Origin of the sequence: Gorillibacterium massiliense (assembly GCF_000455485.1) — a bacterium.
Classification (GTDB): domain Bacteria; phylum Bacillota; class Bacilli; order Paenibacillales; family NBRC-103111; genus Gorillibacterium; species Gorillibacterium massiliense.
This window is the reverse complement of the sequence record NZ_CBQR020000092.1, coordinates 65,947-92,467: the sequence shown is the minus strand read 5'-3', so window position 1 is coordinate 92,467 and position 26,521 is coordinate 65,947. Positions and strand designations below refer to the sequence as shown.

Genomic DNA, 26,521 nt, shown 5'->3' with positions numbered 1-26,521 from the left:
CGGGACAGATTTTAGCAGACCGCTCGGACTATGAGATTTAACGGAGCAGCGTTCATTGGCGATCACACACCATTAAACTTCATCTGAAGTTACGGCCTCATTTCCACTGAAGCCGAAATAGGTGGCTGCATTATGGTACGCGATATCCTCAGCCATTCGTCCAAGCTGTTCGATGTCGTCCGGAGCCTCCCCGCGCTCTGCCAGTTGGCCAAGCCATTCGCAAAGCACACGTCGGAAGTATTCGTGGCGCGTGTAGGATAGGAAGCTGCGGGAATCGGTCAGCATGCCGACAAAACGGGACAGAAGGCCGTTTTCAGCCAGCATCGTCAGTTGGTGCCACATGCCGGCGCGGGTATCGTTGTACCACCAGCCCGAACCGAGCTGCATTTTACCGGGAGTGTCTTTCTGATAGCAGCCCATCAAAGCCAAGAGAGCCGGATAATCGCCTGGGTTGAGGGAGTAGAGGATCGTTTTAGGCAAGCCGGATGCACTCTCGGCACGGTCAAGCAGCTTCGACAGCGACTCGGTGATGGACAGGTCGTTTATGCTGTCATAGCCGGTGTCGGGGCCGAGCCGCTTGAACATTGGGGTGTTGTTGTTACGGTAAGCGTGGATGTGAAGCTGCATAGTCCAGCCCTGTTCTTCGTACATGGTGATCAGCTCGCTCAATAGCTCAGTCCTGTAAAGGGTAACTTCGTCATCCGTCAGATTGGCTCCGGAAAGACGGCCTGCAAAAATCCGCTCTACCGTCTCCCTACTTGCCCCTTGGTACCGTAGCACATCTAGGGCATGGTCGGAGAGGCGGCAGCCGTGGGCATGGAACAGCTTCACGCGATCTTTCAGGATGTCTACAAGCTCAGCGAAGGAGGATGCCTTCCGGCCTGAAGCCGCTTCAAGTCGGGCAAACCAGCCGATAAAGCCTTCGGAATCGATGTTCAGCGCCTTATCCGGCCGAAAAGTCGGGTAGACGCTGAAGCGATGCTCTTCCGCAGCCAGCTTCCGATGGTACTCCAGAGTGTCGGCGGGATCGTCGGTCGTGCAAACGACTTTGACATTTGAGCCGGCGATGAGGGCGCGGCGGGTAAAGGCCTTTTCCGCCAATTTGGCATTGACCTGTTCCCAAATGGTTGGCGCAGTCTCCTCATTTAGAGGGAGATCGACATTGAAAAAGCGGCGCAGCTCCAAATGGGTCCAGCTGTACAGCGGATTACCCACTGTCTTCGGTACGGTAGTCGCCCACGCCAAGAACTTGTCATAATCCGCGGCGTCTCCCGTAATATGGGATTCCGGAATGCCGTTCGCCCGCATCAGCCGCCACTTGTAATGATCGCCATACAACCAAGCCGCAGTAATGTTGGCAAAGGGACGGTCTTCGTAAATTTCTTTCGGGTCGAGATGGCAGTGATAATCGATGATCGGCATCGGATTGGCATGATGGTGAAATAAGTGCCGGGCTGTTTCGGTGGACAGCAGAAAATCTTCATTCAAAAATTTGGCGCTCATAAGGTTACTCCCGTCTTGAAGATGGCCAGCTCGCGGACTTCGTTCTCTTCGTTGCGTGTCTTGCGGCCGCTGGCGACTTCAATAATATAGGTAATGAATTGCTCCAACACGGTTTCCATAGGCATCTCTAACAGGGGACCTGCATTGAAGTCCATCCAATGCCCTTTTTTATGGTAAAGATCGGTATTCGTCGCGATTTTGACAGTCGGGACAAAGCTGCCGAAGGGCGTCCCGCGTCCTGTCGTGAACAAAACGAGCTGACAATCGGCAGCCGCCAAAGCGGAGGAGGCGACGAGATCATTCCCCGGGGCCTGCAGCAGGCTGAGACCTTTCTTGGTCAGCTTCTCTCCATATTGAAGAACGTCGACGACAGCTGAAGTTCCCGCTTTTTGCGTGCAGCCGAGAGATTTATCCTCCAATGTGCTGATGCCACCGTCCTTATTGCCGGGTGACGGATTTTCATAAACCGGCTCCCCGTAAGAGAGGAAGTATTGCTTAAAGTTATTGATCAGCGATACGATCTCTTCGTAGATCTCGTTGTTTTCGGCGCGGGCCATAAGCATCTTTTCCGCTCCGAACATTTCCGGTACCTCGGTCAGCACCGAGCTTCCGCCTTGGCAGATCAGGAAATCGGAGAAGGCGCCCAAAAGCGGGTTGGCCGTAATGCCCGAGAAGCCGTCAGAGCCGCCGCATTTGAGGCCGACGTTCAGCTCGCCGAGCGGTACCGGCTCCCGGACGTCGTTTCTAGCGGCCTCGTACAATTCTTCCAAAAGGCTGAGACCGGCTTCTACTTCATCGCCAACTTCCTGGGCGACGAGAAATTTGACCCGCGACCCGTCGTATTCGCCAAGGAGCTGCCGGAATTCGGAGACGATGTTATTCTCGCAGCCGAGCCCGAATACGAGAACGCCGCCTGCATTGGGGTGTTGGACGGCGTCCAGCAGGATGCTGCGGGTCATGCGGTGGTCGTCGCCAAGCTGCGAGCAGCCGTAAGGATGCTTGAGCACCGTAATGTTGTCGAACCCGCCCAACTCTGGATGTACGGCTTTGAATTCCGCAAGCATTTGTTCAGCGATGCCGTTTACGCAGCCAACGGTAGGAATGATAAACAAATCATTGCGGATTCCCACTTTGCCGTTTTTGCGGCGGTAGCCGTCGAAGGTCAGATTGCGCAATGGATAACGAATGGGATGGAGGTCAGGAACATACTCGTATTGCTCCTCGCCCGCCAGATTAGTCTTCACGTTGTGGGTATGCACCCACTCGCCGGTAGCGACCGCACTGGTGGCATGACCGATGGGATAACCGTATTTTACAATGGTATCGCCCTTAGCTAATGGAGCCAGGGCTATTTTATGTCCGCGTGGAATGGCTTGGGACGCCGTCAGCCTGACGCCGCTCTCCTCCAGCAGTTCTCCTTCCTGTATCGGCCGAAGAGCGACGGCGACGTTGTCCCTTGCATTCATTTTCGTCAAAGTACGCATCTTTTCTTTCCCCCTAAACCAGTTGTTGTAAAGCGCTGCGGGCTCCCTTTTCCTCCAGTTCGCGAATGTGTGCGGCAAGCTTCGCGGCAAGACCCGGAACGGAAGTCAGATCGCTCCCCCACAGGCTTTCTTCCTTCAGAATCGTCTCCACGAAGGTTTCTGGATTTGCCCAGGCCTTGTCGAACAAGGCGTTAACATCGGCTCCATCCTGTCTCGGAATTTTGTCACCCCGGTAGCTGTAGAGGAGGGCCGAGAAGGATAGGGTGATCAGTGGCGGGAGCTGTCCGCGTTCGGAAGCATATCGGAGGAGAATCGGCAGAAGCCGCGTCTTGAACTTGGGGATACTGTTCAAGGCGATGGAGCTGAGCTCATGTCGGATAAAGGGGTTGCAGAATCGTTCCAGTACGGCATCGGCGAACGATTTCAGTTCATCTTCCGGCAAGTCGAGCATCGGGATAAGCTCATCGTTTTCCAGTTTCCGAATGAAAGGGGAGAATGTTTCATCCTTCATGACTTCTTCAACGGTTTCTAAGCCAGCCAGCAGTCCGAGAGGAACCATGGCGGTGTGCGGTCCGTTCAACAGATGCACCTTGCGTTCCCGATACCGCGTCATATCGGCGGTGACCACGACGTCAAGGCCGGCTTTGGCAAGGGGCAGGCAGTCGTGGAGCCATTCCGGACCTTCGATGACCCACAGCAGGAACGGTTCCGCGGTGACCATCAAGTTGTCGCGATAGCCGAGGCGATCCTCAAGCTCAGTGGCTTGCGCCCGGGGATAGCCGGGTACGATCCGGTCGACCAGGCTGCAGCAGAAGGTGTTTTCTTCTTCCAACCAGCGCAGGAAACCATCGCCGAGATGCCAGTCGGCCGCATAGCGCTTTACGATTTCCAGTAGTTTCTCTCCGTTGCGGTCGATGAGTTCACACGGGATGATAACGAAGCCCTTTTTGCCGAGCTCATATCTCCGGTGCAAAAGGACGGTCAGCTTGGCCGGAAAGCTGCTGGGCGGAGCGTCATCCGGTTTGTCGCCGGGCACGTAAGCAATCCCAGCCTCGGTGGTGTTGGAGGTGATGAACTCCAAAGCGTCATCTTCGGCAAGAGCTAAAAAAGCCGCATAATCATCATAAGGATTCAAAACACGGCTAACGCTTGAGATGATCTCGCTGGATTCCACCGTATCGCCATTCAGGATGCCGTTCAACAGTACCGTATACAGGTTGTTCTGCTCGGCCAGCATGCCGATGAGGCCTTGGGCGATGGGTTGAACCAGCACTGCGCTGCCGCCGAACAAGCCTTGCTTGTTCATTTGCTGCAGCTGCCAATCGATGAAGGCACGCATGAAGTTGCCCTCGCCGAATTGGATGACGCGCTCAGGATAGGAGGGAAGGTCAGGGAAAGCTTCACGGGAGAGGCGCTTCGTTGTAATCATGATCATGGCTCCTTTGACTTTGTTTGCACACGTTAACATTTTATCTTAAAAAAAGAGCGCTGCTCTTCTTTTAGATCATGGGGAATCCACGGGGCTTTGCTCCGCCGGACACGCGACCGAGCGGCGATGAATGAGCTCGGTTTTCGTAAACTTTTGTACAGGCGGGGTGTTTGGATGTTCCATAAGGCTGATCAGCAATTTCATCCCTTCTTTGCTTATTTCAGAGACCGGCTTGCGGACGGTGGTCAAGGAAGGATTCGTGTACTGGGCGAACATAATGTCGTCAAATCCAATTAAGGACATGTCTTTCGGGATGTCGACGCCCTGGTCATAGCAGGCATTCATGGCTCCGATCGCCATGTCGTCGTTGCAGCAGAAAACGACGGTTGGCGGTGCGGCAAGAGACAAAAGCTGCATCATCGCAGCATAGCCGCTCTCGATGCTGTAATCGCCCTGTACGAAATAGCGCGGATCGAGGGTTATCCCATGAGCGATCAGGCTGTCCAGATATCCTTGTTTCCGCTCGGCGGAGGACTTGAAACCAGATTTTCCCTCGATTATAGCCGGCCTGCGGTGCCCCATGGCGTAGGCGCTGTCAACTGCATCTCGAACGCCTTTGCGGTCGTCCGCAGCCACATTGGTTATACCGGGATCGTCAAGCAGCCGGTTGAGCACGACAAGAGGAATGCCGCTTGCCTTGACATGGTAGATAAAGCCGTTGTCCATGTCGCTCTGGCTCATGACCAGAATGCCGTCGTAGCGCCGGGGATTTATGGCCTCCAGATTATGGACGCTGTCGATGCCGCTTACCGTCAATAAGTAATTTTCATCCAAAACCTGGTGAATGCCCTTCACCGCATCGACAAGAAAGCTTGAGGATGTCCCTTGATCAATGCTGGAAAAGAACAGACCGATGGTGTGGGATTTTTTAGTGACGAGGCTCTTGGCGCTGTAGTTAGGCACATAATTCATTTCCGAAGCGATTTTCATGATGCGCTTGCGGGTATCCGGCTTGATAAGCGGATTGCCATTGAGCGCGCGGGAAACGGTTGTATGAGATACTCCTGCGACCCTGGCAATATCTTTAATCGTGATCATGGGACCTCGCTCTGAAAAATAGGATGGTTAACGCTTTCAGTGTAGTAAGATCTGGGGCAGAAGTCAAGAAAAAGCGTCATTGCACACGTGAAAATAATATTTGTGAAGCACGACGTAGCTTAGGTTATTCAGAAAATGATGCGAATCCCGAAATTACTTTCTCAGCAAAAAAACCGCTCTCCACATTGGGAGAACGGCTTTTGCGTGAGCAGCGGCAGCGCAGGCTTAGCGGCTGTTCGAAACTGCTTGATGATAAGCCTCAACGTAGGTGCGGGCTTTCTCGGCGATCAGGGAGAAATCCTGCTTTTGAACGGCTTCTTTGGTTAGATCCGAACCGATACCGACGGCAAAGGCTCCGGCTTTGATCCATTCCTGCAGATTTTGTAGGGAGACGCCGCCCGTGGGCATCAGGTTGGCTTGCGGCAGCGGGCCGCGGATGCTCGGAATGATGGACGGGGTGAACAGGTTCCCCGGGAAAAGTTTGACCACGTCGACGCCCAGTTCAAGGGCGCTGACGATTTCCTGAATGGTCACGGCTCCCGGCATGACCGGGACGCGGTACCGGTTGCAGAGCAGGATCGTTTCTTTATTAAAGCTGGGAGAAACGATGAAGGCGGAGCCGGCAAGAATGGCTGCCCGGGCGGTTTCCGGGTCTAGCACCGTTCCAGCACCGATAATGGCGTAGTTGTCTGCCGCGGGATTGTCGCTTTGGTATTTTTTCGCCAAGGTCGTAATGGCTTCGAGGGCGAAAGGCACCGTAAGAGTGATTTCGATGACGCGGATTCCGCCCTTGATGGATTCCTCAGCCATGCGCACGACTTCCTCCGGCGAATCGCCGCGAAGCACGGCAACGACACCAGCTTCGTGAATTTGTTGAATGAGCTGTATTTTTTTCATGATATCCTCCTGCGATCAATAAGTTAAAGCCATATAAGCTGGCATTTTAGCGATTTAGTGTTCTGGTGTTTTAGCGTTCTAGCGTTCTATCGTTCGATGTGAACCTGCCGGTGCAGGACGGCTTCCACTTCCCGCAAGGTGGGCAATGCCTCCCAGTCTCCTTGAGCTTGGACGACCAGGGAACCGACGATGCCGGCGATGCGGACGGCTTCCGGGAGCGTCATTCCTTTGGCCAGACCGGAGAGAAAGCCGGCACAGAAGCCGTCTCCGGCGCCGACGGTGTCGACGACTTGCGGCGCTTTTTCAAAGGGAAGAGCAGTCTCCACCACGCCACCCTTGACGATCCAGTTCTCGTCGAAGGCGCTCTTGACGATGACAGTGCCGGGCAACTCGCCAAGGTGGCGTAAGATTTCCTCTTTGTCGTCCGTTTGGTACAACAGCTTCAGTTCATCAAAGCCGGGTAGGAAATAATCCGCCGATGCCGCCAACTCCAGCAGCACGGGGCGCGCTTGCTCTAGTGTCCACAGCTTGAGGCGCAGGTTGGGATCGAAGCAGATTTTCACGCCGGAGTTCTTGGCGATAGCGATGGCTTCCCGTACCGTATCCAGGCATGAGCCGCTGAGAGCGGGGGTGATGCCAGTCAGGTGGAGGATTTTCGCATCCGCTATGTAGGAAGCGTCAAGATCGGCAGGGGTCATGCGACTTGCCGCCGAGCCTGCCCGGTAATAATAGACGGACACTTTGCCCCGTACGGCTTCTCGCAGCATGAGACCCGTGGGGGCAATATTCGTTTGTTTTCCGTGGGAGACGTCGACGCCTTCACCCCGGAGAGCTTTCAGTATGCCGGCGCCCAGCGGATCGTCGCCCACTTGGCCGCACCAGCCGGCGCGGCAGCCTAAACGGGCGAGGCCGATGGCGACGTTGCTTTCGGCGCCGCCGAAGCTTTGGGCCATGGAGCCGCCCTGGCCGATGCCGCGAACGCCTTCAGGGAACAACAGTCCCATGGATTCGCCGAAGGTGATGATATCCAAAGAAGCCGATCGTTGCGGATTAGAACTCATATTAGCGCGCCATCCATCCGCCGTCTACGCAAAGCACATGACCGTTCATATAATCCGAAGCGGCGGAAGCGAGGAAGACCACGGGTCCTTTCATATCATTAGGAGTACCCCAGCGCCCTGCCGGAATGCGGTCGGTAATGGACTGGGTGCGGTGCTCGTCCGCCAGGATCGGGGCGGTGTTGTTGGTGACCATATAGCCAGGAGCGATGGCGTTGATGTTCAAGCCCTTGCCAGCCCACTCATTGGCGAAGGCTTTAGTCAGGCCGGCGATGCCGTGTTTGGCTGCCGTATAGCCGGGAACATTGATGCCGCCTTGATAGGTGAGCATCGAAGCGATGTTGATGATTTTGCCGCTACCCCGCTCCAGCATATGGCGGCCGACCAATTGGCACAAAAAGAAAACAGAGTTCAAATTGATATCGAGAACGTCGTGCCAGTCCTTGCTGCTGTGGTCAGCCGCGGGAGTCCGGCGGATGATACCGGCGTTGTTGACCAATATATCGATATTTCCGGTAAAAGAGAGGGCCTCGCTCACGAGATTCTCCAAGATGTCTTCCTTGCCGAGATCGGCTTTCAGGGTCCAGCCTTTTCTCCCTAGATCTTGCACCGCTTCCGTTGTCGCAGCGCTTCCCGATTGGGAAACGGAGATGACATCGGCGCCGGCTTCCGCCAGTCCGAGAGCCATGCCTTGACCGAGTCCTCCCGACGCACCTGTGACGAGGGCGGTTTTGCCAGTCAAATCAAACAAATTCATGCGTCTACTCTCCTTGTCCGTAATCCAGCCGGATGCCCGCCGCTTCATATTCCTTCGCCGTTTCCGGCGGCATGCCGCTGTCGGTAATAATGAGCGAGATGTCGGACAGCTCCGCAAACGTGCGCAGAGCGCTTTGCCCGAACTTATGATGATCGACGATACCGTAGGCCTGCCCGCAGACGGCGAGCAGCGCTTTTTTGAATTCGAGCAGCTCTCCGGTGTAGATGGTAAAGCCATGCTGCGGATGAACGCCTGTTGCCGAAAAAAACGCCTTGCGGATATTCAGCTTTTGCACGAATTCCGCCGCTTCCGGACCGGCCAGCATGTTTCGCACGCGGTAGCCGCCGGGCACGACAATGCGGATCGCCTCTTTGGGGATCAGCTCGCTGATGATTTTTAGGTCGTTGGTAACCACCGTGAGCGGCTGATTGTCCAGCCTCCTGGCGATCTCCAGCGTAGTCGTGCCGCAGTCCAGCGCGATGGTGTCATTCGGCTCGATGTATTTCAGCGCCCGGATGGCGGCTTCTACTTTTTCATCAGCATGCTTTCCAGCAGGGCCTTTGAAGGTCAGGATACCAAACTGGTCACTCTGCGCCAAAACTGCTCCCCCATGGACCCGTGTGAGCAATCCCTTCTCTTCAAGCCTTGCCAGATCTTCACGAATGGTTTTGCCCGTTACTTGCAGCCGCTCGCTAAGCTCGTTAACGGATATTTCCTTTTGGGCTAGCAGCATTTCCATTATGATTTCTTCTCTGCGTAATGAAGTCACCGGTTACCGCCGCTTTCTTTTAGATAGGTATAACGCCCGTGCCGATGCCGGTCGACGGGCGTGTTCATCCCTCTATTTTAAAGTCTCCATGGCGACGGCGTCCATATCCTCGAAAATTTGATTTTCGCCGGCCATGCCCCAAATGAACGTATAGTTGCTGGTGCCTACGCCGCTGTGAATCGACCAGCTCGGAGAAATGATCGCTTCTTCGTTGCGCACCACCAAATGGCGGGTTTCATCCGGCTCGCCCATCAGATGAAAGACTACTCCGTCCTGGGGCATATCGAAATAAAGATAGACCTCGGAGCGGCGGTTGTGAGTATGGCAGGGCATCGTATTCCACATGTTGCCCGGCTTCAGCATGGTGAGGCCCATGACGAGCTGGCAGCTTTTTACGCCATTTTGGTGAATGTAGCGGTAGATGGTACGTTCGTTCGAATTGGTGAGGCTGCCCAGATGGTTGGGAGAAGCGTCGCTGATGGCGATTTTCGCCGTCGGATAAGCATGGTGGGCTGGGGTAGAGTTTAAGTAGAACCGAGCGGGTTGGGTCGCATCGTCACTGGCAAATTGAACTTCCTGAACGCCGAGGCCGATATAAAGTCCGTCTTTGGTGTCCATGGAATAAACTTCGCCGTTAACGGTTACGGTGCCTTTTCCACCGATATTGATGATGCCGATCTCTCTGCGTTCAAGGAAGAATGCTGAACCCATTTCCTTCAAATCCGCTTCCAGCTTGATGGCGCTGCCGATAGGCACTGCTCCGCCGACGATAAAACGGTCCACATGGGTGTAAGTCAGGTTCAGTTCTCCTGGGACAAATAACGTTTGGATGAGGAATTCTTCCCGCAGGCGAGTGGTGTCGTAAGCTTTCACTTCTCTCGGATGGGAGGCATAACGGATATCCATCGTATAATCGCTCCTTAACGGTTTGATGTTCGTCAAGGTATAATTTACTCTAATTTGAACGTTCAATCAAGTTCATTTAGGTTCTTTTTATGTGCAAATTTTGCGATTTTATCGTGGGGGGAATCAATCACCTTAAGGTGCCGACAATCGGCGACTCCACCGATTCGGATGCGCCTGCTGCTGCTGTTTCGAAGGCAAGGTTCCGAACAGACAGGATATCAGACAGTGCAGGGGCAAACTCCTCCAATCCCAGCACGCCTGCCGGAGTCAGTTCGTAAATGCCCAACCCAGTGCGGCGGAACCAACCGTAGTGGTTATGATACAGGATGCTCTGCACTTGCTTGAAGCCGGTAATCTGCCGCAATTTTCGGGTCGAGAGGGGACCGTGCTGCTGCAGAAAATAGCCGCATAACAGCGCCTTCTCTCGGTACGCTGTCATCAGCTTGCGCCGGGTGCTGCCCCCGGTGTTGTAGTCGCCGCTGCGCTCGCGGAATTCCGTCATAAGACGTGCGGCTCCTTTTTTATTTTTTCGAGGGGTATAGGGTTCGGGATCGCAAAGAATTTCCACCACAGGGGACTTCCGCTGGTAAAAGCGAACAACCATGAGGCCCAAGCCCAGCATGCGGCATAACCGCGTCAAATCATTCCAGCCGAGGCCGTGTGGAGCGCGGCCGTTGCGGTTTTGCTCCGTTGCCAGATAAACTCGGTTCGATCGGCGCAGTCGGTCGATGCCCTGAATCACCAGGGGCAGATTGAAGGTTTTCTTCAATTCTACCAGCACCGGTTCTTCCGATTCCCGAATGGCGACCATATCACAGTTCATCACTTCGCCTTTTACTTCATAACCCATCTTTTCAAAAAAACGTTTCACCGGTTCGTATAATTCCGTTTCGCTGCGAACGGGCATTGTTTCTTCCGCTCCTTATATCGGGAAAATTCCGCCTCTATAGCCGTCTTGAGGGGACGGTTGCGATACCGCCATTATACCATAGCTTTGCGGATTAGCCGTACGAATGTTCGCTTGCGTTGTTCGACTGCTGCTCAAGAAACGTTTGAATTTTCGGTAAACTTCGACCTGTCCCATGCATACGTATTATTACGTTAATTATTTCATGCAGGAGGGAGGAAGCTTTCCATGGACATCTTTCGAAAGATTTCGGAGCATCGGGCGGAAAATGAGAGACTGGCGTGGACGGGAACGTTTGCCGAGTATTTCGACAAGCTGCGAAAAGAACCGTGGCTCGCCATGACTGCTCATACCCGTGTATATCGAATGATCGCTTCCGCAGGAACGACGGAAGAGAACGGAAGGATCAAATATAAGTTTTTTGAAAATGAAATTTTCGGGTTGGACCACACGCTGGAGAAGTTGGTTGAAGAGTACTTCCATTCCGCTTCCCGCCGTCTGGATGTCCGCAAGCGCATCCTGCTCTTGATGGGCCCGGTGAGCGGAGGCAAATCAACCTTGGTGACGATGCTGAAAAGAGGCCTGGAACGCTTTTCCCGGACCGATGAAGGGGCAGTGTACGCGATCAAAGGCTGCCCCATGCACGAGGAACCGCTGCATTTAATCCCGCTGGATCTGCGGCCTGACGTGGAAAAGGAGCTAGGCGTGCGGATCGAAGGGGGGCTCTGCCCGTCTTGCCAGTTGCGACTCAAAACGGATTACGACAACCGTATTGAGGATATGGAAGTGGAACGGGTGCTCCTTTCCGAAACGAACCGCATCGGCATCGGGACCTTCAGTCCGTCGGACCCGAAGTCGCAGGACATCGCCGACCTCACCGGCAGCATCGACTTCTCCACCATAACGGAATACGGCTCGGAGTCCGACCCCCGGGCGTACCGTTTTGACGGCGAACTGAATAAGGCCAACCGGGGACTGATGGAATTCCAGGAAATGCTGAAATGCGACGAGAAATTTTTATGGAACTTGCTATCTCTTACACAAGAAGGCAACTTCAAGGCGGGGCGCTTTGCGCTTATATCGGCGGATGAGCTCATTCTGGCTCACACCAACGAAACGGAGTACCGCTCCTTCATCTCCAATAAGAAAAACGAAGCACTGCAATCCCGGATGATCGTCATGCCGATCCCCTACAACCTGAAAGTGAGCGAAGAGGAAAAGATCTATACGAAGCTGATCGGCCAGAGCGACATGAACCATATCCACATGGCTCCGCACAGCTTGAAGGCGGCGTCGATCTTCAGCATCCTGACCCGGCTCAGAGAATCGAAGAAACAGGGCATGGATCTAGTGAAAAAAATGCGGATGTACGACGGGGAAGCCATCGAAGGTTACAAGGAAGCGGACTTGAAAGAAATGCAGTCTGAGTTTCTGGAAGAGGGTATGTCGGGCATCGACCCCCGGTATGTCATCAACCGCATCTCCAGCGCACTGATCCGCCAGGATGTGCAGTGCATGAACGCTCTCGACGTGCTCAGAGCCATCAAGGACGGCTTGGACCAGCACCCCTCCATCACCAAAGATGAGCGGGAGCGGTACCTTAACTTCATCTCCGTTGCCCGTAAAGAATATGACGAACTGGCGAAAAAGGAGATCCAAAAAGCCTTCGTCTACTCCTTCGAGGAATCGGCACGGACGCTGTTCGAGAATTACCTCGACAATATCGAAGCCTATTGCAACTGGGGGAAAATCAAAGACCCCCTCACCGGAGAAAGCGTCGACCCCGACGAGCGGTTGATGCGATCCATTGAGGAGCAAATCGGCGTATCGGAGAATGCGAAAAAGGCATTCCGCGAAGAAATATTGATCCGTATCTCATCCTACTCCCGCAAGGGGAAAAAATTCGATTACAGCACCCACGAGCGCTTGCGGGAAGCGGTGGAAAAGAAGCTGTTCGCCGACCTCAAGGACGTGGTGAAAATCACCACCTCCACCAAGACGCCGGACGAACGCCAGCTGAAGCGAATCAACGAGGTAACGGCGCGTCTTATCGACAGCCACGGTTACTGCCCGATTTGTGCCAACGAGCTGCTGAAATATGTGGGCAGTCTGCTGAACCGGTGAGGCGTTAGTGAATAAGATAAGAAAAGAGCGGTGAATAGCCGCTCTTTTCCTTGTATTAGAACGTCCCGATCAATAATGCCGTAATCGAGGTGATAGCCGACGATTCTGTCCTTGACTGCGCCCTTGGGGTATGCCTTATGATGCAAACAGAGGTGAGCTCATGGGATATACAATCGGACAGTTTGCGGGTATGCATCGCGTATCCAAAAAGACGTTAAGGTACTATAGAGATATCGGTCTACTGGAGCCGGCGAATATCGATCCGGTCAACGGCTATGCGTTTTATGAAGTGAAGCAGCTCGAACGCATGAGGCAAATTCAATATCTGCGCAGATTACGTTTCTCCTTGGAAGAAATCCGCGATCTTCTGCAGCAGGAGCCCAAGTCATGGAGGGAGTCTGTTCAAGCTAAGCTAGCGGCCATCCGCTCGGAAAAACAATCCCTAGAAATCGTCGAACATGAGCTGTCGGAGCTGGAAAACCGCGTTTGTCAAGGAAAAGGGATTTACACGGCGGAAAGCTTCCAAACTCAATACCGTGCGGATGTTTTCGAACTCCCCGAGCCCCTTCCCGTCATCGGACGAGCAGCGCGCGTTCCTTACAACCACAAGGAAGAGAAGATGATCATCATAGAGGATTTGATCAGCTCATTTTATGGCAACGACGAGCCCGGCATGATCCCACAAAAGGCGCTTCCTACGAGAAGTTTTGGGCTTGTGTGCGAATGCGAAAAGGATATGAGTGTGGGCACTTACATGATGGGGATGCAGGTGAATAGTTTGAGTGCCATTCCTGAAGGCATGCGCAGCTTCATTTTGCCTGCGGGGCTGTATGCTCGGATCACCTTTCAAGCGGGTGACAGAGAAACGCTCACCAACTCGGCGCTGGAAGGCGCTTACGATTACCTGTACAACGGATGGCTTTCGAAATCGGGCTATAGGATGACCGAGATGCTCGCCGTGGAAGTTTACGAGGAAGACCGTTTGGAAGTGCCGGTTCAACCGGAAATGGAGCTTTGGCAGCCGGTGGCCCTAAAATGACAGGAGGTCATTGTGATGTCTGACTATGATTATTTTAAGAGCGAACGGCTTGTTTACCGCCCCTTCCAACTGGACGATTTGCAGGCTTATGTCGCCATGTGCAACGAAGGCTCCCGTCGGCGGTGGTTTTACTTTCAAGAGCCTGCTTGTTTGACGGAGGAGTTTTGGGTGAAAGAATTTGAACAAATCAGGGCGGTATGGTCTAGAAAGGTTCATTTACTTGAGGAACGCGCAGGCTGTGGCCTGGCTGTTACGTTGAAGGAAACCGGGGATTTGATCGGTTTTGTCGCCTTGACGAAATTTCACGGACCGGATGAGGAATTGAAAGATGTGGAAATCGGATACCACATCGGGGAAGCCTATCAAGGTCACGGTTATGGAACGGAGGCGGCAAAAGCAGCGGTGGAATGGGGGATCGCTCATTTGCTCCAAAGGGGGGCGGAGCCGAAGATCGTAGGGAAAGCGGAGCACGAAAACGTTCCCTCCCGTCGGGTGCTGGAAAAGGCCGGGTTCCGTTATGCCCATGCCGAGCAATATGTGAGTGTTTACGAGCTCTTGGCAACGTAAGCCGTCTATGAAACAACCATTTTAAATATTAAGAATGAATCGTGTTATATTGAACTGTAGTTGGATAATGCGCAGTGTGGAAAGTTTATATTGGAGAGGGCGCTAGCATGGACAAGAATGCAGTTTATAAAACAAACAGCTTCTATTGGAATACAAAAGGAAATGACTTTTTAGGAGTAATCGTGCTTCCTTTTTTCGGGGCATTAGTCTCAGAAGAAAAATGCCAACTTTTTGGTGATGTCTCAGGAAAAAAGATGCTGGAGATAGGCTGTGGAAACGGTCAATCCTTACAGTATCATGGGGACCGCAAAGCATCTGAGCTATGGGGTTTGGATATATCAGAAAAACAAATCGAAAAGGCAACGCAACATTTGACGTCGTGTGGCCTTTCAGCAAAATTGATCTGTTCTCCCATGGAAGAAGAATGTGGGATACCAGAGGACTATTTTGACTTTGTTTATTCGATTTATGCCATAGGCTGGACCACCGACCTTGAGGGTACTTTTTGTCGGATCGCTTCTTACCTAAAAAAAGACGGCGTATTCATTTTCAGTTGGTCTCATCCTATACACAAGTGTGTTGTTGCAGAAAATGACAAGCTTGCTTTTAACAAGAGTTATTTCGATGAATCTTGGTATTCGGTATCTCTTGATTTAGCAGGAGAAGGTGACCTAACGCTTTCGGACCGTAAACTATCAACCTATGTGAATGCGTTGGCAAAAGCGGGATTTGTCATTGAGCAAATGATTGAGCAATCTGATGATGAAATTATGCAATCGTTGGACGATAACAGTGATTTTGCAAAAAAAGCTAAGATGCTTCCTTTAACTTTTGTAATCAAGGCAAGAAAACGATAAGTGTACTGTATTAGCCTCTTCCACGGATATTTCATAACTATACAGAGCGTACATAACTCGATAATCTGAATCCTGCAATAAGTGCAGGATTTTTTTTATGATCGCACTGTTTTGGCTGCCTAAAAGGAGGGGGATATAGCCGAGAGACTTATATGACAGTTTCGACTGGCTTCTTCAGATTCACTGTTGTATAATTGGTTCACACACGAAACAGTTTACATACGAAACTAATGGAAGGTGCAAACCCATGCATGATACGAACCATACCGTAGCCGGCGAAGTCTACAAGTCCTTTTTTGCTGTCACCAAGCAGTTAAAACAGCTGTCGCACCAAAGCGCAGGAGAGATCGGCCTTACCATGAGCCAGATGGTTATCCTGAATCATGTCCGGTCGCAGCCGGGCTTGACGCAAAAGGCGGTCACCGAACACTTGCTGTTTTCCAAAAGCCGGGTGAGCATTCATATCGACGTACTTGTGGAAAAGGGGCTGGTCATCCGGGAAATCCCGGAAACAGACCGCCGGGAAACAAAGCTAATCTTGACACCGGAAGGGGAAGCGCTGTGCGAACGCTACAATAAGGAGGCGCTTCCGTTTACCGCGCTACAGGCAGCGTTACAAGCATTTTCCCAAGACGAGATCGACCGGATGCTGGAGTTGCACAGACGGCTGCTGAGCAACCTCCGGAGTTGATTCTACGGAAAAGAAGGAAACCAATATGGGAAGAATGTACGGCGGGGCGGGCATGGCCGGCTCCGGCTTCAGACGAATGAAGTTTGATGACAATTTGGAGAAACCGAATATATCCAAAGCGATGCTGCTGCGGATCTTCAACTATTTTAAGCCTTATTGGAAGCAAACCCTTTTGGTTCTGCTTATTTTGCTGATGACGTCGGTGCTTGGTCTTCTGCCGCCGATTTTCATCCAACAGATTGTAGACCATGCCTTGCCCGGGAAAAACATGAGGCTGCTGGTTACCCTGGTGCTTGCTTCACTGGGAACGACGTTGGCATCCGGCTTACTCGGAGTTCTGCAAACCTATCTGAACTCCTTTATCTCCCAAAGCATCGTTTACGATTTGAAAAACCAAATGTTCCGGCACCTGCAACAGATGCCTTTGCAATTTTATTCAGCGGTAAAACAGGGGGAAGTGATCACCCGGATGACCAGCGATATTTCCGGCATCCAGGGGGTATTCAACAGTACGGTGGTCAGCTTCGCCAGCAATTTGTTCATCCTCTCCAGCACCGTCATCACGCTGCTAGTCATGAATTGGAAGCTGGCGCTTCTCGGTATCGTCATCGTCCCGCTCTTTCTCATACCCACCCGCAAAATGGGCAGCGTACGCTGGAAGCTAGCCAAAGAGACCCAGGAAAAAATGGCTGAGCAAAACCAGATCATTCAAGAGACGCTGAGTATCAGCGGCTATCTCTTGATGAAGCTTTTTACCAAAGAGAAGCAGGAATATGCGGGATTTCAAGCCGTCAATAAAGAGTCTACCCGGCTGCAAATCCGCGAGTCCATGGCGGGCCGCTGGTTCTTTATGACCCTGTCGACCTTTACCAGCATGGGACCGATGATCATTTATTTGTACGGCGGTTATCTCTTCATTCATGGGGAAATTTCCGTGGGAGCTATTATCGGCTTTGTCGCGCTGCTTGGCCGGATTTACGGGCCGTTCAGCCAATTGACCAACCTTTATGTGGACATCAAGCGGTCGACGGCGCTGTTCGAGCGGATTTTCGACTATTTTGATATGGAGCCGGCGATCACCGATAAACCGGAAGCAAAACCTGCGGACTTGGCTATGTGCGACATCGTTTTTGACAGTGTCGGCTTTACGTACCAGCAGGACAAACAGGCGCTGCAAAACATTTCGTTCACCGCAGACGCGGGAACCATGACTGCATTAGTCGGGCCAAGTGGAGCCGGGAAAACGACCATCACCAACCTGATTCCTCGGCTTTATGAGGCGGGCACGGGAAGCATCCGCATTGGCGGGACGGATATACGCGATATGACTCTGGACTCCCTCCGTTCACAAATTGGCTTGGTCACGCAGGACAGCTATCTTTTTAACGGTACGATAAAAGAGAATCTATTATACGCGAATAGCGGCGCTTCTTACGAGGAGATCGTCGCAGCTTGCAAAGCGGCCTATATTCATGATTTCATTATGGATTTCTCTGATGGTTACGAGACGGTGGTGGGGAATCGGGGCATCAAGCTGTCCGGAGGGGAGAAACAACGCATTTCTATCGCCCGGGTTCTGCTGAAAAACCCGCCGATCATCATCATGGATGAAGCGACGTCCTCCTTGGACACCGCCTCCGAATATTATGTCCAGCAGGCGATGGGACTCTTATTGCGCAACAAGACTAGTATCGTCATCGCCCACCGTCTCTCCACCATCATGGCGGCGGATAAAATCCTGGTGGTGCAAGGCGGAACCATTGTGGAGGAAGGAAGGCATGAGGAGCTCATCGTCAAGAATGGCGTTTATACGGATTTGTACAACAAGCAGTTCGAGCGCAAAAAGCTTGAGGCGGACGCATAATCGATAAAAATGGAATAGAGCTAATGGCGAATGGCCGAGGAAAAACAGATGGAGCCGCTCTAGGTATTTCTTTTTTATAATGAAAATCGGAATGTAACTTGGTGCGGCACGCCTATATAATGGACTCTGACAGGGACTTGTATGCAAAAAAAGAAAGGACCTAGAGGAGTGTGAAATTCATGGATGATCTTATTAGGCAAATGCTTATCATGAAAAACGAAAATATGATTCATATGGTGATTGAACGCGTCAAAAGAGACTTTCCCGAGGACATCGCAATCATTGGGTTGACAGGATCGTTTAGCACAGGAGATTTTCATGAAAAAAGTGACCTGGATCTCATCATTATCAATAATACGGACCGCGGTTGGGGCATATCGTTGTGTTTTATATTGGATGATGTTGGATACGATTTATATTGTACTCCGTGGGAAACAAGAATAGAGGCCGAAGCCAATCTGGAGAGTCCAATGGTTTCGCATCTGATTGATATGCAGCTTTTATATTGTGCAAAGCCGGAGTATATGGAAAAATTCAATTCCTATAAACAAAGGGCGCTGGATACTTTGGCCAAGCCCATCGGCAGTGAGTGTATCGGGAGAGCGAAAAAACACATAGACATTGCGAAACAGGACTATGCCAATACCTTGCTTTCGGATGATCTCGGTACGGTTCGGTATGCTTCTTGTGGAGTTGTATACAACCTGGTAAACGCATTGACCCATTTGAACAATACTTATTTGAAACGCGGTATTAAGCGATACCTAGAGGAAACAAAGGAATACCGATACATTCCTGAAAACTATGAAAACAACTATATGGCCGTGATTTGTGCGAAGACGGTGGATGAAATAAGAAGAGCCTCTTGTCGATTGCTGAAAAGCATGAATGACCTCTATCATAGGATGGATAAGAAGTTTAGCGTGCAGCCCGTCCCGACATTTGATAACCTTCGCGGTACATACGAGGAATTGTGGTGCAACTGCCGCAACAAAATTATCGCAAGCGCTGAATTAAATGATAAATCATACGCTTTTCATGCAGCCATGGGCGCGCAAAACTTCCTTGATGAAATGACAGAATCGATCGGAACAAAAAAGGTTGATCTTTTACAATATTTTGACGCCGATCAACTTTATTTAATTAAAGACAAATTCCTGCAGGCGATGGATGATTATCTGGATGAATACAACAAGGTAGGAAGAAAAGTGGAACGATACGATGCGTTTGAGCAGCTATATGACCAATATATGAAAATGAAGACGGTTTGATTGACGGGTTGCCAAGGCGGCGAGCAGCAATTCAATGTTGCCGACTGGAAACTCCTCACATGTGGAGTCGGTCATATTGATGGTTCGAAAATGAGATGTGACAGTACCACTCAAATGTAATGTTGATGAAGGTTTAGTAGACTTACCTCAGCTGAGAGAGCGCTTCGCTGGCAGTGAAGAGGTAAGCGGTTCGATCCCGCTAAGGTCCACCACACACGATAAACGCACGCAGTCCGTCGGGGCTGCGTTTTTCAAAATTGGGGCGTTCCGTGCGTAGGGTGTGCTGAGAAACTTCAACGGACGAAATATCTGGATTATCAACATAAAACTGAACAAAAATAATAAGGGCTCTTTTTTCTGTCTAACTTAGTGTAGCCGATCCAGAGTTGATTATTAATAATAAGGAACTCAGGAGTGTATCAACACTACTTGTTAGAATTTAAGTATAGTGTTAATCAAAGGTGAGGGTTATGTTATGCCAAAAAATGATAATATGCTAACAATTCTATGGATGTTGAATTCGGGAGAGAAATTGACTGCGAAGCAAATATCGGAAAAGTTAGAGATAAATATAAGAACAGTTTATCGGTATATGGATGCACTATGTGCCAGTGGCGTCCCTATCATATCCGACACAGGGCACAATGGTGGGTATAGCTTGCTGCACAATTTTATCAAATCTCCTCTGCTATTTAGTATTAATGAAAAAAAGACACTGCTTCATGCTGCCCTATTTGCAAAAGAAGCCGGCTATCCTTTGAGTGAGGCATTAGAGAATGCAACATCCAAGTTGAAAATGTATTCGAATCAGGAGCAGGAAAGTATACTAAGCCATCATTTAGCCGGATTTGAAGTAATAAACCGTAGGGGATACCCCGCTGTTCAGCCGGTATTGCAGGAATTGGAGCACGCTGTAGCAAATGAATGGTCTGTAGAAATTTCTTATCGTAACAGTCATGATGAGCAGTCCCCCAATAGGGTAATAGACCCCTATGGCATGGTTAATTGGAACAATAAGTGGTACACAATTGCATTTTGCCACCTGCGGAATGAGATCCGCAGTTTTCGGGTAGAACGAATTCTGAACATCACACGCACGCCATTCTCATTTAGGCGTCCCAATGAATTTTCAGCGCGTACTTTTTTTATGAAAAATCTGTTACCAGATGTAGTAGATAAATCCGGATTAATTTCTTTAATTATTGGTGGCAGGGCAGAGGCGTTGGATGATTTATGCATTCATTGGTTTTTGGAGCATCATTTGCAGGAGCGGACATCAACGCAAGCCATTTTTTTACTTGAGGAAGAATTACTGTATACACATGTTCCGTATATAATTCTTCCCTATGGGAAATCCATTCAAGTTATAGAGCCACAGAATCTAAAGAATAAACTTGTGGAGGTTGCTTCAGAGTTAATGGAATATTACCAAGTTTAACAACTTCACTGACAGCAGTTGTCAGTGAAAGTGTTTTATTATAATGATAACCACTCATTACAGATGAAAGGTTGCTGTTACCTAATGATTTTTATGAGGAGACCAAAAAATGAATAGTACAGTATATCTTTATGTGTTTGATACCATGTCCGATTGGGAAATAGGTTATTTAGCCGCCGAACTGAACTCTGGAAGATACTTCAGACAGGGGCTGGCTCCAGTAAAAATAGTCACCGTTGGAATAGAAAAGACTCCAGTAACTACAATGGGCGGATTGAAAATAATGCCTGATGTTAAAGTGGATGAGTGCAGCATTAAAAGCATAGATGCACTGATTTTACCTGGTGGAAATACATGGACAGAAGCTGTTCACGTACCCATATTAAAAATTGCCGAGATGTGTTTAAAGGAAGGGATAGTAGTTGGAGCAATTTGCGGTGCTACCTTAGGACTTGCTCAAGCAGGATTGTTAGATTCACGTTGGCACACAAGCAATGATTTGGCCTACCTTAAAATGATTTGCCATTCTTACACGGGCGAAGAATATTACAAAATGGAATCTGCTGTCACCGATGGGAGATTGATCACTGCATCCGGAGTAGCTCCATTAGAATTTTCTGTTCATGTTTTAAAAGTGCTAGATGTATTTTCTCCCAAAACATTAGACGCTTGGTATCGTCTTAACAAAACTCATGAACCTAAATACTTCTACGAGCTAATGAGCTCAATCCAATGACAGTATAGGATAGGGAATCGGCGCTTGCGCGTATGATGTGCGGACTCCGGAGCAGCAGCGGAACTGAATCAGTTATGTGGTTATGCATTTGCTTTTTTTAGAAGGGGCCGTGAGCCCCTCTTTTTTTTGTACCGTTCATGAATCCTTTTCCTTTTTTGGACATTTGCCTCCTTTGATTTCATTGTTACCATATCCCTTCCCTTGGCGGAAAAAACAATCCGATAATGGATCTGTCCATAGCACGACGTTATCCTAGAGCATATTTTATGCTGGATTCTTTTTCTTACTGGGAGGAGATGTTGATGAAAACGCTAAAGAAACGTATTTATTTGTCTCCTCCCCATATGGGAACCGAGGAGCTATGTTTTGTAGAGGAGGCATTTCAATCGAATTGGATAGCGCCTCTCGGTCCGCAAGTGGATGCATTTGAGAAGGAGATGGCGCAATATGTCGGCGCGAATGAAGCCGCGGCCGTTAACTCCGGAACAAGCGCGATTCACCTCGCGCTACGATATTTGGGCGTTGGACAAGGGGACATCGTTTTTTGTTCGACCTTCACGTTTGTTGCCAGCGCCAATCCGATCTTATATCAAGGGGCCATACCTGTATTTATCGATTCTGAACCGGATTCATGGAATATGTCGCCCTCGGCTTTAAAATCGGCATTCATGTATTGCGAACAAGCAGGCAGGCTGCCTCGAGCGGTTATCGTCGTCAATATGTATGGACAAAGCTCAAATATGACATCCATATTGCAGATTTGCGATCGATTTGGCGTGCCGGTTATCGAAGACGCGGCGGAATCGCTAGGAGCTTTATACAATGGAAAAGCCAGCGGTACCTTTGGCAAGTTCGGTATCTTTTCCTTTAACGGCAACAAGATCATTACAACATCGGGCGGAGGCATGATTGTTTCCGGCGATCGCGATGCCTTGAATAAGATTCGTTTCTGGGCGGCACAAGCGCGCGATGAGGCGCTGCATTATGAGCATAGTGAAATGGGATACAACTATCGGATGAGCAACATCTTGGCCGCCATCGGGAGAGGACAACTACAAGAGATCGATAAACGAATTGATGCGCGGAGACAAATTTTCCACCGATATTATTCGGCTTTGTCAGCCAACGATGGCATCGCGTTCATGCCAGAGCCGGCCGGCAGTAAATCTACCCGTTGGCTGACCGCGCTGACGGTCAACCCGTCGCTTGCCGGCGTTTCCGCTACAGAAATCATAGAAGCGTTGGCGGAAGAAAACATAGAGGCCCGTTCCGTCTGGAAACCGATGCATCTTCAGCCGCTATATAAACAAAATGCGTACTTCTCTCATAGCCCGGAGATGAGCATATCCGACCAATTGTTTAACCAAGGCCTATGTCTACCTTCCGGTTCCAATCTATCGGAGGATGATCAAGATCGGGTGATTGAATGTATAAAAGCAATCGTCAAAGGAGGGATTCGTTAGCTGTGATAACAATGGAAGATATTTTAGGGAGAGAATCGGTTCCTATTCAATTGCATGAAGCAGCTGAATTTGTGCAGGGTAAGGCGATACTGGTAACCGGGGCCGGAGGCTCGATAGGATCCGAGCTTTGCAAGCAAATCTCCGGTTTCCATCCCGAAAAGATCATTTTGCTCGGGCACGGCGAGAACAGCATTTATAATATCGAAAGCGAATTGAAAAACAAATTTCCCGAAATCGATGTCGAAGCGGTTATTGCCGATATCCAGGACAAGAAACGACTGAACGACGTATTTTCGCATTATCGGCCTAAAATTATTTTTCATGCGGCGGCGCATAAGCATGTGCCGATGATGGAGAATAACGCTTCCGAAGCGGTAAAAAATAATATATTTGGAACCCGGAATGTTGCTCAATGCGCCATATCCTATAAAGCGGAATGCTTCGTGTTTATTTCATCGGATAAGGCGGTACGTTCATCCAGTGTCATGGGAGCTACCAAGCGGCTCGCCGAATTTATGCTGTTGAATATGGGCAAATCCCAAGCAACGAAATTTCTAATCGTTCGGTTCGGGAACGTTCTTGGCAGCCGGGGAAGCGTTGTGCCTCTGTTTAAACGCCAAATCGAGGATGGGGGACCCGTTACGGTAACGCATCCGGATATGGTTCGCTACTTTATGACGATTTCGGAAGCGGTGCAGCTTGTCTTACTGGCCGTCACAATGGCCCAAGGAGGAGAAATTCTTATTCTCGACATGGGAAAACCCGTTAAAATTCTCGATTTGGCCCATCGGCTCATTCGTTTAACCGGGTTAGAACCGGATAAAGATATCCAGATCGTCTATACAGGGATACGCCCTGGCGAGAAACTGGCGGAACAACTGTTCAGTCCCGAAGAGAAAATAAATAAGACGAAACACGATTTCATCTTTGCTTGTGAACCGGCTGAATTCTCAAATGAAAATTTGTTAACTACGATATCGAGTTTGGAAAAGATGGTTTCTTCTGAGAATACGTTTGATCTTTCGGAGAAAATACGTTCCGTTACCGGACAATTCCTGGCGGAATATCCAATAGGAACTGTTTCGAGACGAAGAGAAGATAGGCCCGCAAATGAATAAAATAAATATCTTATATTTTTCTATCAATTGGTCAACTTTCACTTACAAACCCGATCATTATTTTAAGCTGGAATTAGCGAAGCGGCGGGATGTCCACGTACGCTTCGTGAAAGGAGAATTCAGCGACAAGAGAAAAAGCGGCGGGTATCTGCCGGATATTCTTCGTCAGCTTGATTTTGTTCCGGACTTTATCTATTTTGACGATTTTGAATCGGTTAGAGGGGTTTACGGGATTCCCTCAGGTCTGAATGAAATAAATATTCCCAAAGGTATATTATTTCACGATGTCTTTAGAGTCAGAGACGAGTTCAGAGATTTTGTGATTGAGAATCAATTTGATCTGGTTTTTGCTCATTACCGTGACAGCTTTTTACGTTATTTTCCGGAATTTCAGGATCGGTTCAGGTGGCTGCCTAACCACGTTTATCCGAAGGTGTTTCATAACTATCAATTGGAAAAAACAATTGATTATTTAATGATGGGTAAGGTCAATTTTAAATACCCACTTCGCAAGAAAATATTGCGGGCAATGGCGGATATGGAAGGATTTGTTACGCATGATCACCCGGGATATACGTGGTTTTCGAAAGAACAAGCGCAATCGAGCTATTTGGACGAACAATATGCGATGGAGATCAGCCGCGCGAAAATGTTTCTCACCTGCGGATCAAGATATCATTTTGCCGTCGGAAAGTTCTTTGAAGTCCCGGCTTGCGGAACATTGCTGCTGGCCGATTATTTTCCCGAGCTGATAGACTTGGGATTCGTCGATAAACATACCTATGTTCACATCCACAAAAAGAATTTTTTGGACGAAGCAAAATATTATTTGGAGCATGAAGATGAAAGAGAGGAAATTAGCCGAAACGGCTATAACTTGGTTCATTCCCGTCATACAACCGAAATCAGGGTCAAAGAATTCGTAGACGAGCTTTGGAGATTTACGGGAAAAACCAGATAGGAGGGGCTGGTAGAGCAACATGAGTGCGTTCAATATTTTATTTACTAGTGCCGGACGAAGAGTATCGTTAATTAAATATATTAAAGATGCGCTGGTTCAATTATCGCCGGAAGGGACCATCGTGACTGCAGACAAGCAAAAAACCGCTCCCGCCGCTTTCGTAGGAGATGTTCATGAAATTCTCCCGGAAGCGGCGGAAGCGGCTTACATTCCGAAGCTGCTCGAAATTTGCATCAAGCACGACATCAAGCTTGTCATCCCCTTAATCGATACCGAATTGCAGGTACTTGCCGATCACCGTTCAGAGTTTGAAAAAATTTCCGTCTGCGTTCTTGTCAGCTCTTCGGAAACCATCCGAATTTGCAGCGATAAAAGAAATACGGCTGCGTTTTTTAGAAAAATACAAGTGACCTCGACGGATTCATTGGACGTACAGCAAATTTTGTCGGACCCGATTGCGAGCTATCCCTACATTATAAAACCGGCTTTCGGCAGCGGCAGTGTAGGAGTTACATCCATCAACAATGCGGAAGAGTTAGCATTTTTTTTGAAATATATACCCGAGCCGATCCTGCAGAAATACATTAAAGCCAGGGAATATACGGTTGACGTCTTAATGGATTTTGCGGGAAAAGCGTATGCGGCTGTACCGCGATTGCGCATGGAAACAAGGGCGGGAGAAGTAAGCAAAGGGATGACGGTCAAAGACCGCAGAATCATATCTGAGGCAAAGAAAGTTGCGGAAGCTCTTCCGGGAGCAATAGGCTGCATCACGATTCAATGCTTTGTAACCGAAGCGGGGCAAATCATATTTAATGAAATCAATCCGCGTTTTGGTGGGGGAGTCCCGCTCACCTTGGCTGCCGGCGCCAAATATCCCGAATCCATTATCCAGTGGCTTTTAAAGATGCCACTAACTTGGACGGACACGGACAATTGGACGGATGGGCTTGTCATGCTTCGCTATGACGATTCTTTTTTTATCGATTGTGGGCGTGTAATCACATAAATGGTGCATATTCATCAGGTAATAATGCCGTCTCTATAAATCATTATCGCCATAACCTATCTTAGGCCGCTTAAAGGAAGGCGGATGGCAAAGACAGATGAAGACCGTTTTGTTTGTTTGCAAAGGGAATATTAACCGTTCTGTCATGGCCGAACTGCTGTTCCGGAAATTGTTGAAATCTGAAAGCTTGGAAGATGTAATTATGGTGGATTCGGCGGGAACAAGCTCCAAGCATTCCGGAGAGCCCCCTTATCCTGGGACTCGAAGAGTTTTGAAAAGCAATGGTATCTCTTATGCCGGTTCCTGTTCACGGCAGGTGACCGCAGAGGATATGCAAAAATTTAATTATGTCATTGCCATGGACCAGTCCAACCTACGCAAATTAATCAAAATGTTCGGAAAGGTGGATGTGAGATTGTTTTCAGAGTTTGAACCTGGCTCACACATCGTGGATATTCCGGACCCGTCGATCACTAAGGAATATGAGTACGTTTTTGAAATGATTGATAAGGGCTGCCGCTCCATTCTTTCCTTTATCAGAGATAAAGAAGATCTGCCGTCATGAGCTCCTTTAC

At 49.7% G+C, this 26,521-nt stretch carries 24 protein-coding genes; 14 read left to right on the top strand and 10 right to left on the bottom strand.

The genetic code is table 11. The features are described 5' to 3' along the window. Nucleotides 1–72 precede the first annotated feature (72 nt). The 10 genes from uxaC to TJ79_RS10765 form a co-directional block, all read right to left on the bottom strand. A complete protein-coding gene (gene uxaC, locus TJ79_RS10810) occupies nt 73–1,503 on the bottom strand; it encodes a glucuronate isomerase (protein ID WP_040950305.1) in 1,431 nt (476 codons plus the stop codon). Beyond that, nucleotides 1,500–2,987 carry a UxaA family hydrolase gene (locus tag TJ79_RS10805; protein WP_040950304.1) on the bottom strand — a complete coding sequence of 496 codons (1,488 nt, stop codon included), beginning with the start codon at nt 2,985–2,987 and terminating at the stop codon, nt 1,500–1,502. The genes uxaC and TJ79_RS10805 overlap by 4 nt, the downstream gene beginning before the upstream one ends. Before the next feature lie 13 nt (nt 2,988–3,000). Beyond that, entirely contained in the window at nt 3,001–4,416 is a 1,416-nt protein-coding gene (locus TJ79_RS10800; RefSeq protein WP_040950303.1) for a tagaturonate reductase, read from the bottom strand. Between the two features lie 75 nt (nt 4,417–4,491). Then, nucleotides 4,492–5,514, bottom strand: coding sequence for a LacI family DNA-binding transcriptional regulator (locus tag TJ79_RS10795; RefSeq protein WP_040950302.1), 1,023 nt, complete (start codon nt 5,512–5,514; stop codon nt 4,492–4,494). Between the two features lie 225 nt (nt 5,515–5,739). Then, on the bottom strand, nt 5,740–6,411 hold the full coding sequence (locus TJ79_RS10790) for a bifunctional 2-keto-4-hydroxyglutarate aldolase/2-keto-3-deoxy-6-phosphogluconate aldolase (protein ID WP_040950301.1): 672 nt from the start codon (nt 6,409–6,411) through the stop codon (nt 5,740–5,742). A gap of 86 nt (nt 6,412–6,497) precedes the next feature. Next, nucleotides 6,498–7,472 (bottom strand): sugar kinase, encoded by a 975-nt coding sequence (locus tag TJ79_RS10785; protein ID WP_040950300.1) that lies wholly within the window; start codon nt 7,470–7,472, stop codon nt 6,498–6,500. Nucleotide 7,473: 1 nt separating this feature from the next. Beyond that, the gene (kduD, locus tag TJ79_RS10780; protein ID WP_040950299.1) at nt 7,474–8,226 is read right to left on the bottom strand and encodes a 2-dehydro-3-deoxy-D-gluconate 5-dehydrogenase KduD; all 753 of its coding nucleotides are present in this window, start codon (nt 8,224–8,226) and stop codon (nt 7,474–7,476) included. Nucleotides 8,227–8,230: 4 nt separating this feature from the next. Next, nucleotides 8,231–8,995 carry a DeoR/GlpR family DNA-binding transcription regulator gene (locus tag TJ79_RS10775; protein ID WP_155987845.1) on the bottom strand — a complete coding sequence of 255 codons (765 nt, stop codon included), beginning with the start codon at nt 8,993–8,995 and terminating at the stop codon, nt 8,231–8,233. A gap of 72 nt (nt 8,996–9,067) precedes the next feature. Further along, nucleotides 9,068–9,901, bottom strand: a complete 834-nt coding sequence (kduI, locus tag TJ79_RS10770) for a 5-dehydro-4-deoxy-D-glucuronate isomerase (protein ID WP_040950297.1) — start codon at nt 9,899–9,901, stop codon at nt 9,068–9,070. Nucleotides 9,902–10,028: 127 nt separating this feature from the next. Then, a complete protein-coding gene (locus TJ79_RS10765) occupies nt 10,029–10,808 on the bottom strand; it encodes a DUF2161 domain-containing phosphodiesterase (RefSeq protein ID WP_040950296.1) in 780 nt (259 codons plus the stop codon). 228 nt (nt 10,809–11,036) lie between these two features. Here TJ79_RS10765 and TJ79_RS10760 point away from each other — a divergent pair, with 228 nt between their 5' ends. The 14 genes from TJ79_RS10760 to TJ79_RS10695 all read left to right on the top strand — a co-directional run bounded on the left by TJ79_RS10760 (nt 11,037) and on the right by TJ79_RS10695 (nt 26,511). Beyond that, complete coding sequence (locus TJ79_RS10760; protein WP_040950295.1) at nt 11,037–12,932, top strand: PrkA family serine protein kinase; 1,896 nt, start codon at nt 11,037–11,039, stop codon at nt 12,930–12,932. A gap of 160 nt (nt 12,933–13,092) precedes the next feature. Then, on the top strand, nt 13,093–13,971 hold the full coding sequence (locus tag TJ79_RS25930) for a MerR family transcriptional regulator (protein WP_052339485.1): 879 nt from the start codon (nt 13,093–13,095) through the stop codon (nt 13,969–13,971). A gap of 15 nt (nt 13,972–13,986) precedes the next feature. Then, entirely contained in the window at nt 13,987–14,538 is a 552-nt protein-coding gene (locus tag TJ79_RS25925) for a GNAT family N-acetyltransferase (protein WP_052339484.1), read from the top strand. Between the two features lie 107 nt (nt 14,539–14,645). Next, complete coding sequence (locus tag TJ79_RS10745; RefSeq protein ID WP_040950294.1) at nt 14,646–15,395, top strand: class I SAM-dependent methyltransferase; 750 nt, start codon at nt 14,646–14,648, stop codon at nt 15,393–15,395. 247 nt (nt 15,396–15,642) lie between these two features. Then, the gene (locus TJ79_RS25920) at nt 15,643–16,086 is read left to right on the top strand and encodes a MarR family winged helix-turn-helix transcriptional regulator (protein ID WP_052339482.1); all 444 of its coding nucleotides are present in this window, start codon (nt 15,643–15,645) and stop codon (nt 16,084–16,086) included. A gap of 25 nt (nt 16,087–16,111) precedes the next feature. Continuing rightward, nucleotides 16,112–17,950 carry an ABC transporter ATP-binding protein gene (locus tag TJ79_RS10735; protein ID WP_238322949.1) on the top strand — a complete coding sequence of 613 codons (1,839 nt, stop codon included), beginning with the start codon at nt 16,112–16,114 and terminating at the stop codon, nt 17,948–17,950. 179 nt (nt 17,951–18,129) lie between these two features. Beyond that, the gene (locus TJ79_RS10730; protein WP_040950293.1) at nt 18,130–19,221 is read left to right on the top strand and encodes a nucleotidyltransferase domain-containing protein; all 1,092 of its coding nucleotides are present in this window, start codon (nt 18,130–18,132) and stop codon (nt 19,219–19,221) included. A 475-nt stretch (nt 19,222–19,696) separates the two neighbouring features. After that, the gene (locus tag TJ79_RS10725; protein ID WP_040950292.1) at nt 19,697–20,659 is read left to right on the top strand and encodes a helix-turn-helix transcriptional regulator; all 963 of its coding nucleotides are present in this window, start codon (nt 19,697–19,699) and stop codon (nt 20,657–20,659) included. A 109-nt stretch (nt 20,660–20,768) separates the two neighbouring features. Continuing rightward, complete coding sequence (locus TJ79_RS10720) at nt 20,769–21,395, top strand: type 1 glutamine amidotransferase family protein (protein ID WP_040950291.1); 627 nt, start codon at nt 20,769–20,771, stop codon at nt 21,393–21,395. Between the two features lie 296 nt (nt 21,396–21,691). Beyond that, the gene (locus tag TJ79_RS10715) at nt 21,692–22,858 is read left to right on the top strand and encodes a DegT/DnrJ/EryC1/StrS family aminotransferase (RefSeq protein ID WP_081756844.1); all 1,167 of its coding nucleotides are present in this window, start codon (nt 21,692–21,694) and stop codon (nt 22,856–22,858) included. 11 nt (nt 22,859–22,869) lie between these two features. After that, nucleotides 22,870–23,976, top strand: coding sequence for a UDP-N-acetylglucosamine 4,6-dehydratase family protein (locus TJ79_RS10710; RefSeq protein WP_337588940.1), 1,107 nt, complete (start codon nt 22,870–22,872; stop codon nt 23,974–23,976). A gap of 106 nt (nt 23,977–24,082) precedes the next feature. Continuing rightward, a complete protein-coding gene (locus TJ79_RS10705; RefSeq protein WP_162162942.1) occupies nt 24,083–24,937 on the top strand; it encodes a glycosyltransferase in 855 nt (284 codons plus the stop codon). 19 nt (nt 24,938–24,956) lie between these two features. Continuing rightward, the gene (locus TJ79_RS10700) at nt 24,957–25,946 is read left to right on the top strand and encodes an ATP-grasp domain-containing protein (protein ID WP_040950289.1); all 990 of its coding nucleotides are present in this window, start codon (nt 24,957–24,959) and stop codon (nt 25,944–25,946) included. Between the two features lie 97 nt (nt 25,947–26,043). Next, nucleotides 26,044–26,511, top strand: a complete 468-nt coding sequence (locus TJ79_RS10695) for a low molecular weight protein-tyrosine-phosphatase (RefSeq protein WP_040950288.1) — start codon at nt 26,044–26,046, stop codon at nt 26,509–26,511. Nucleotides 26,512–26,521 lie beyond the last annotated feature (10 nt).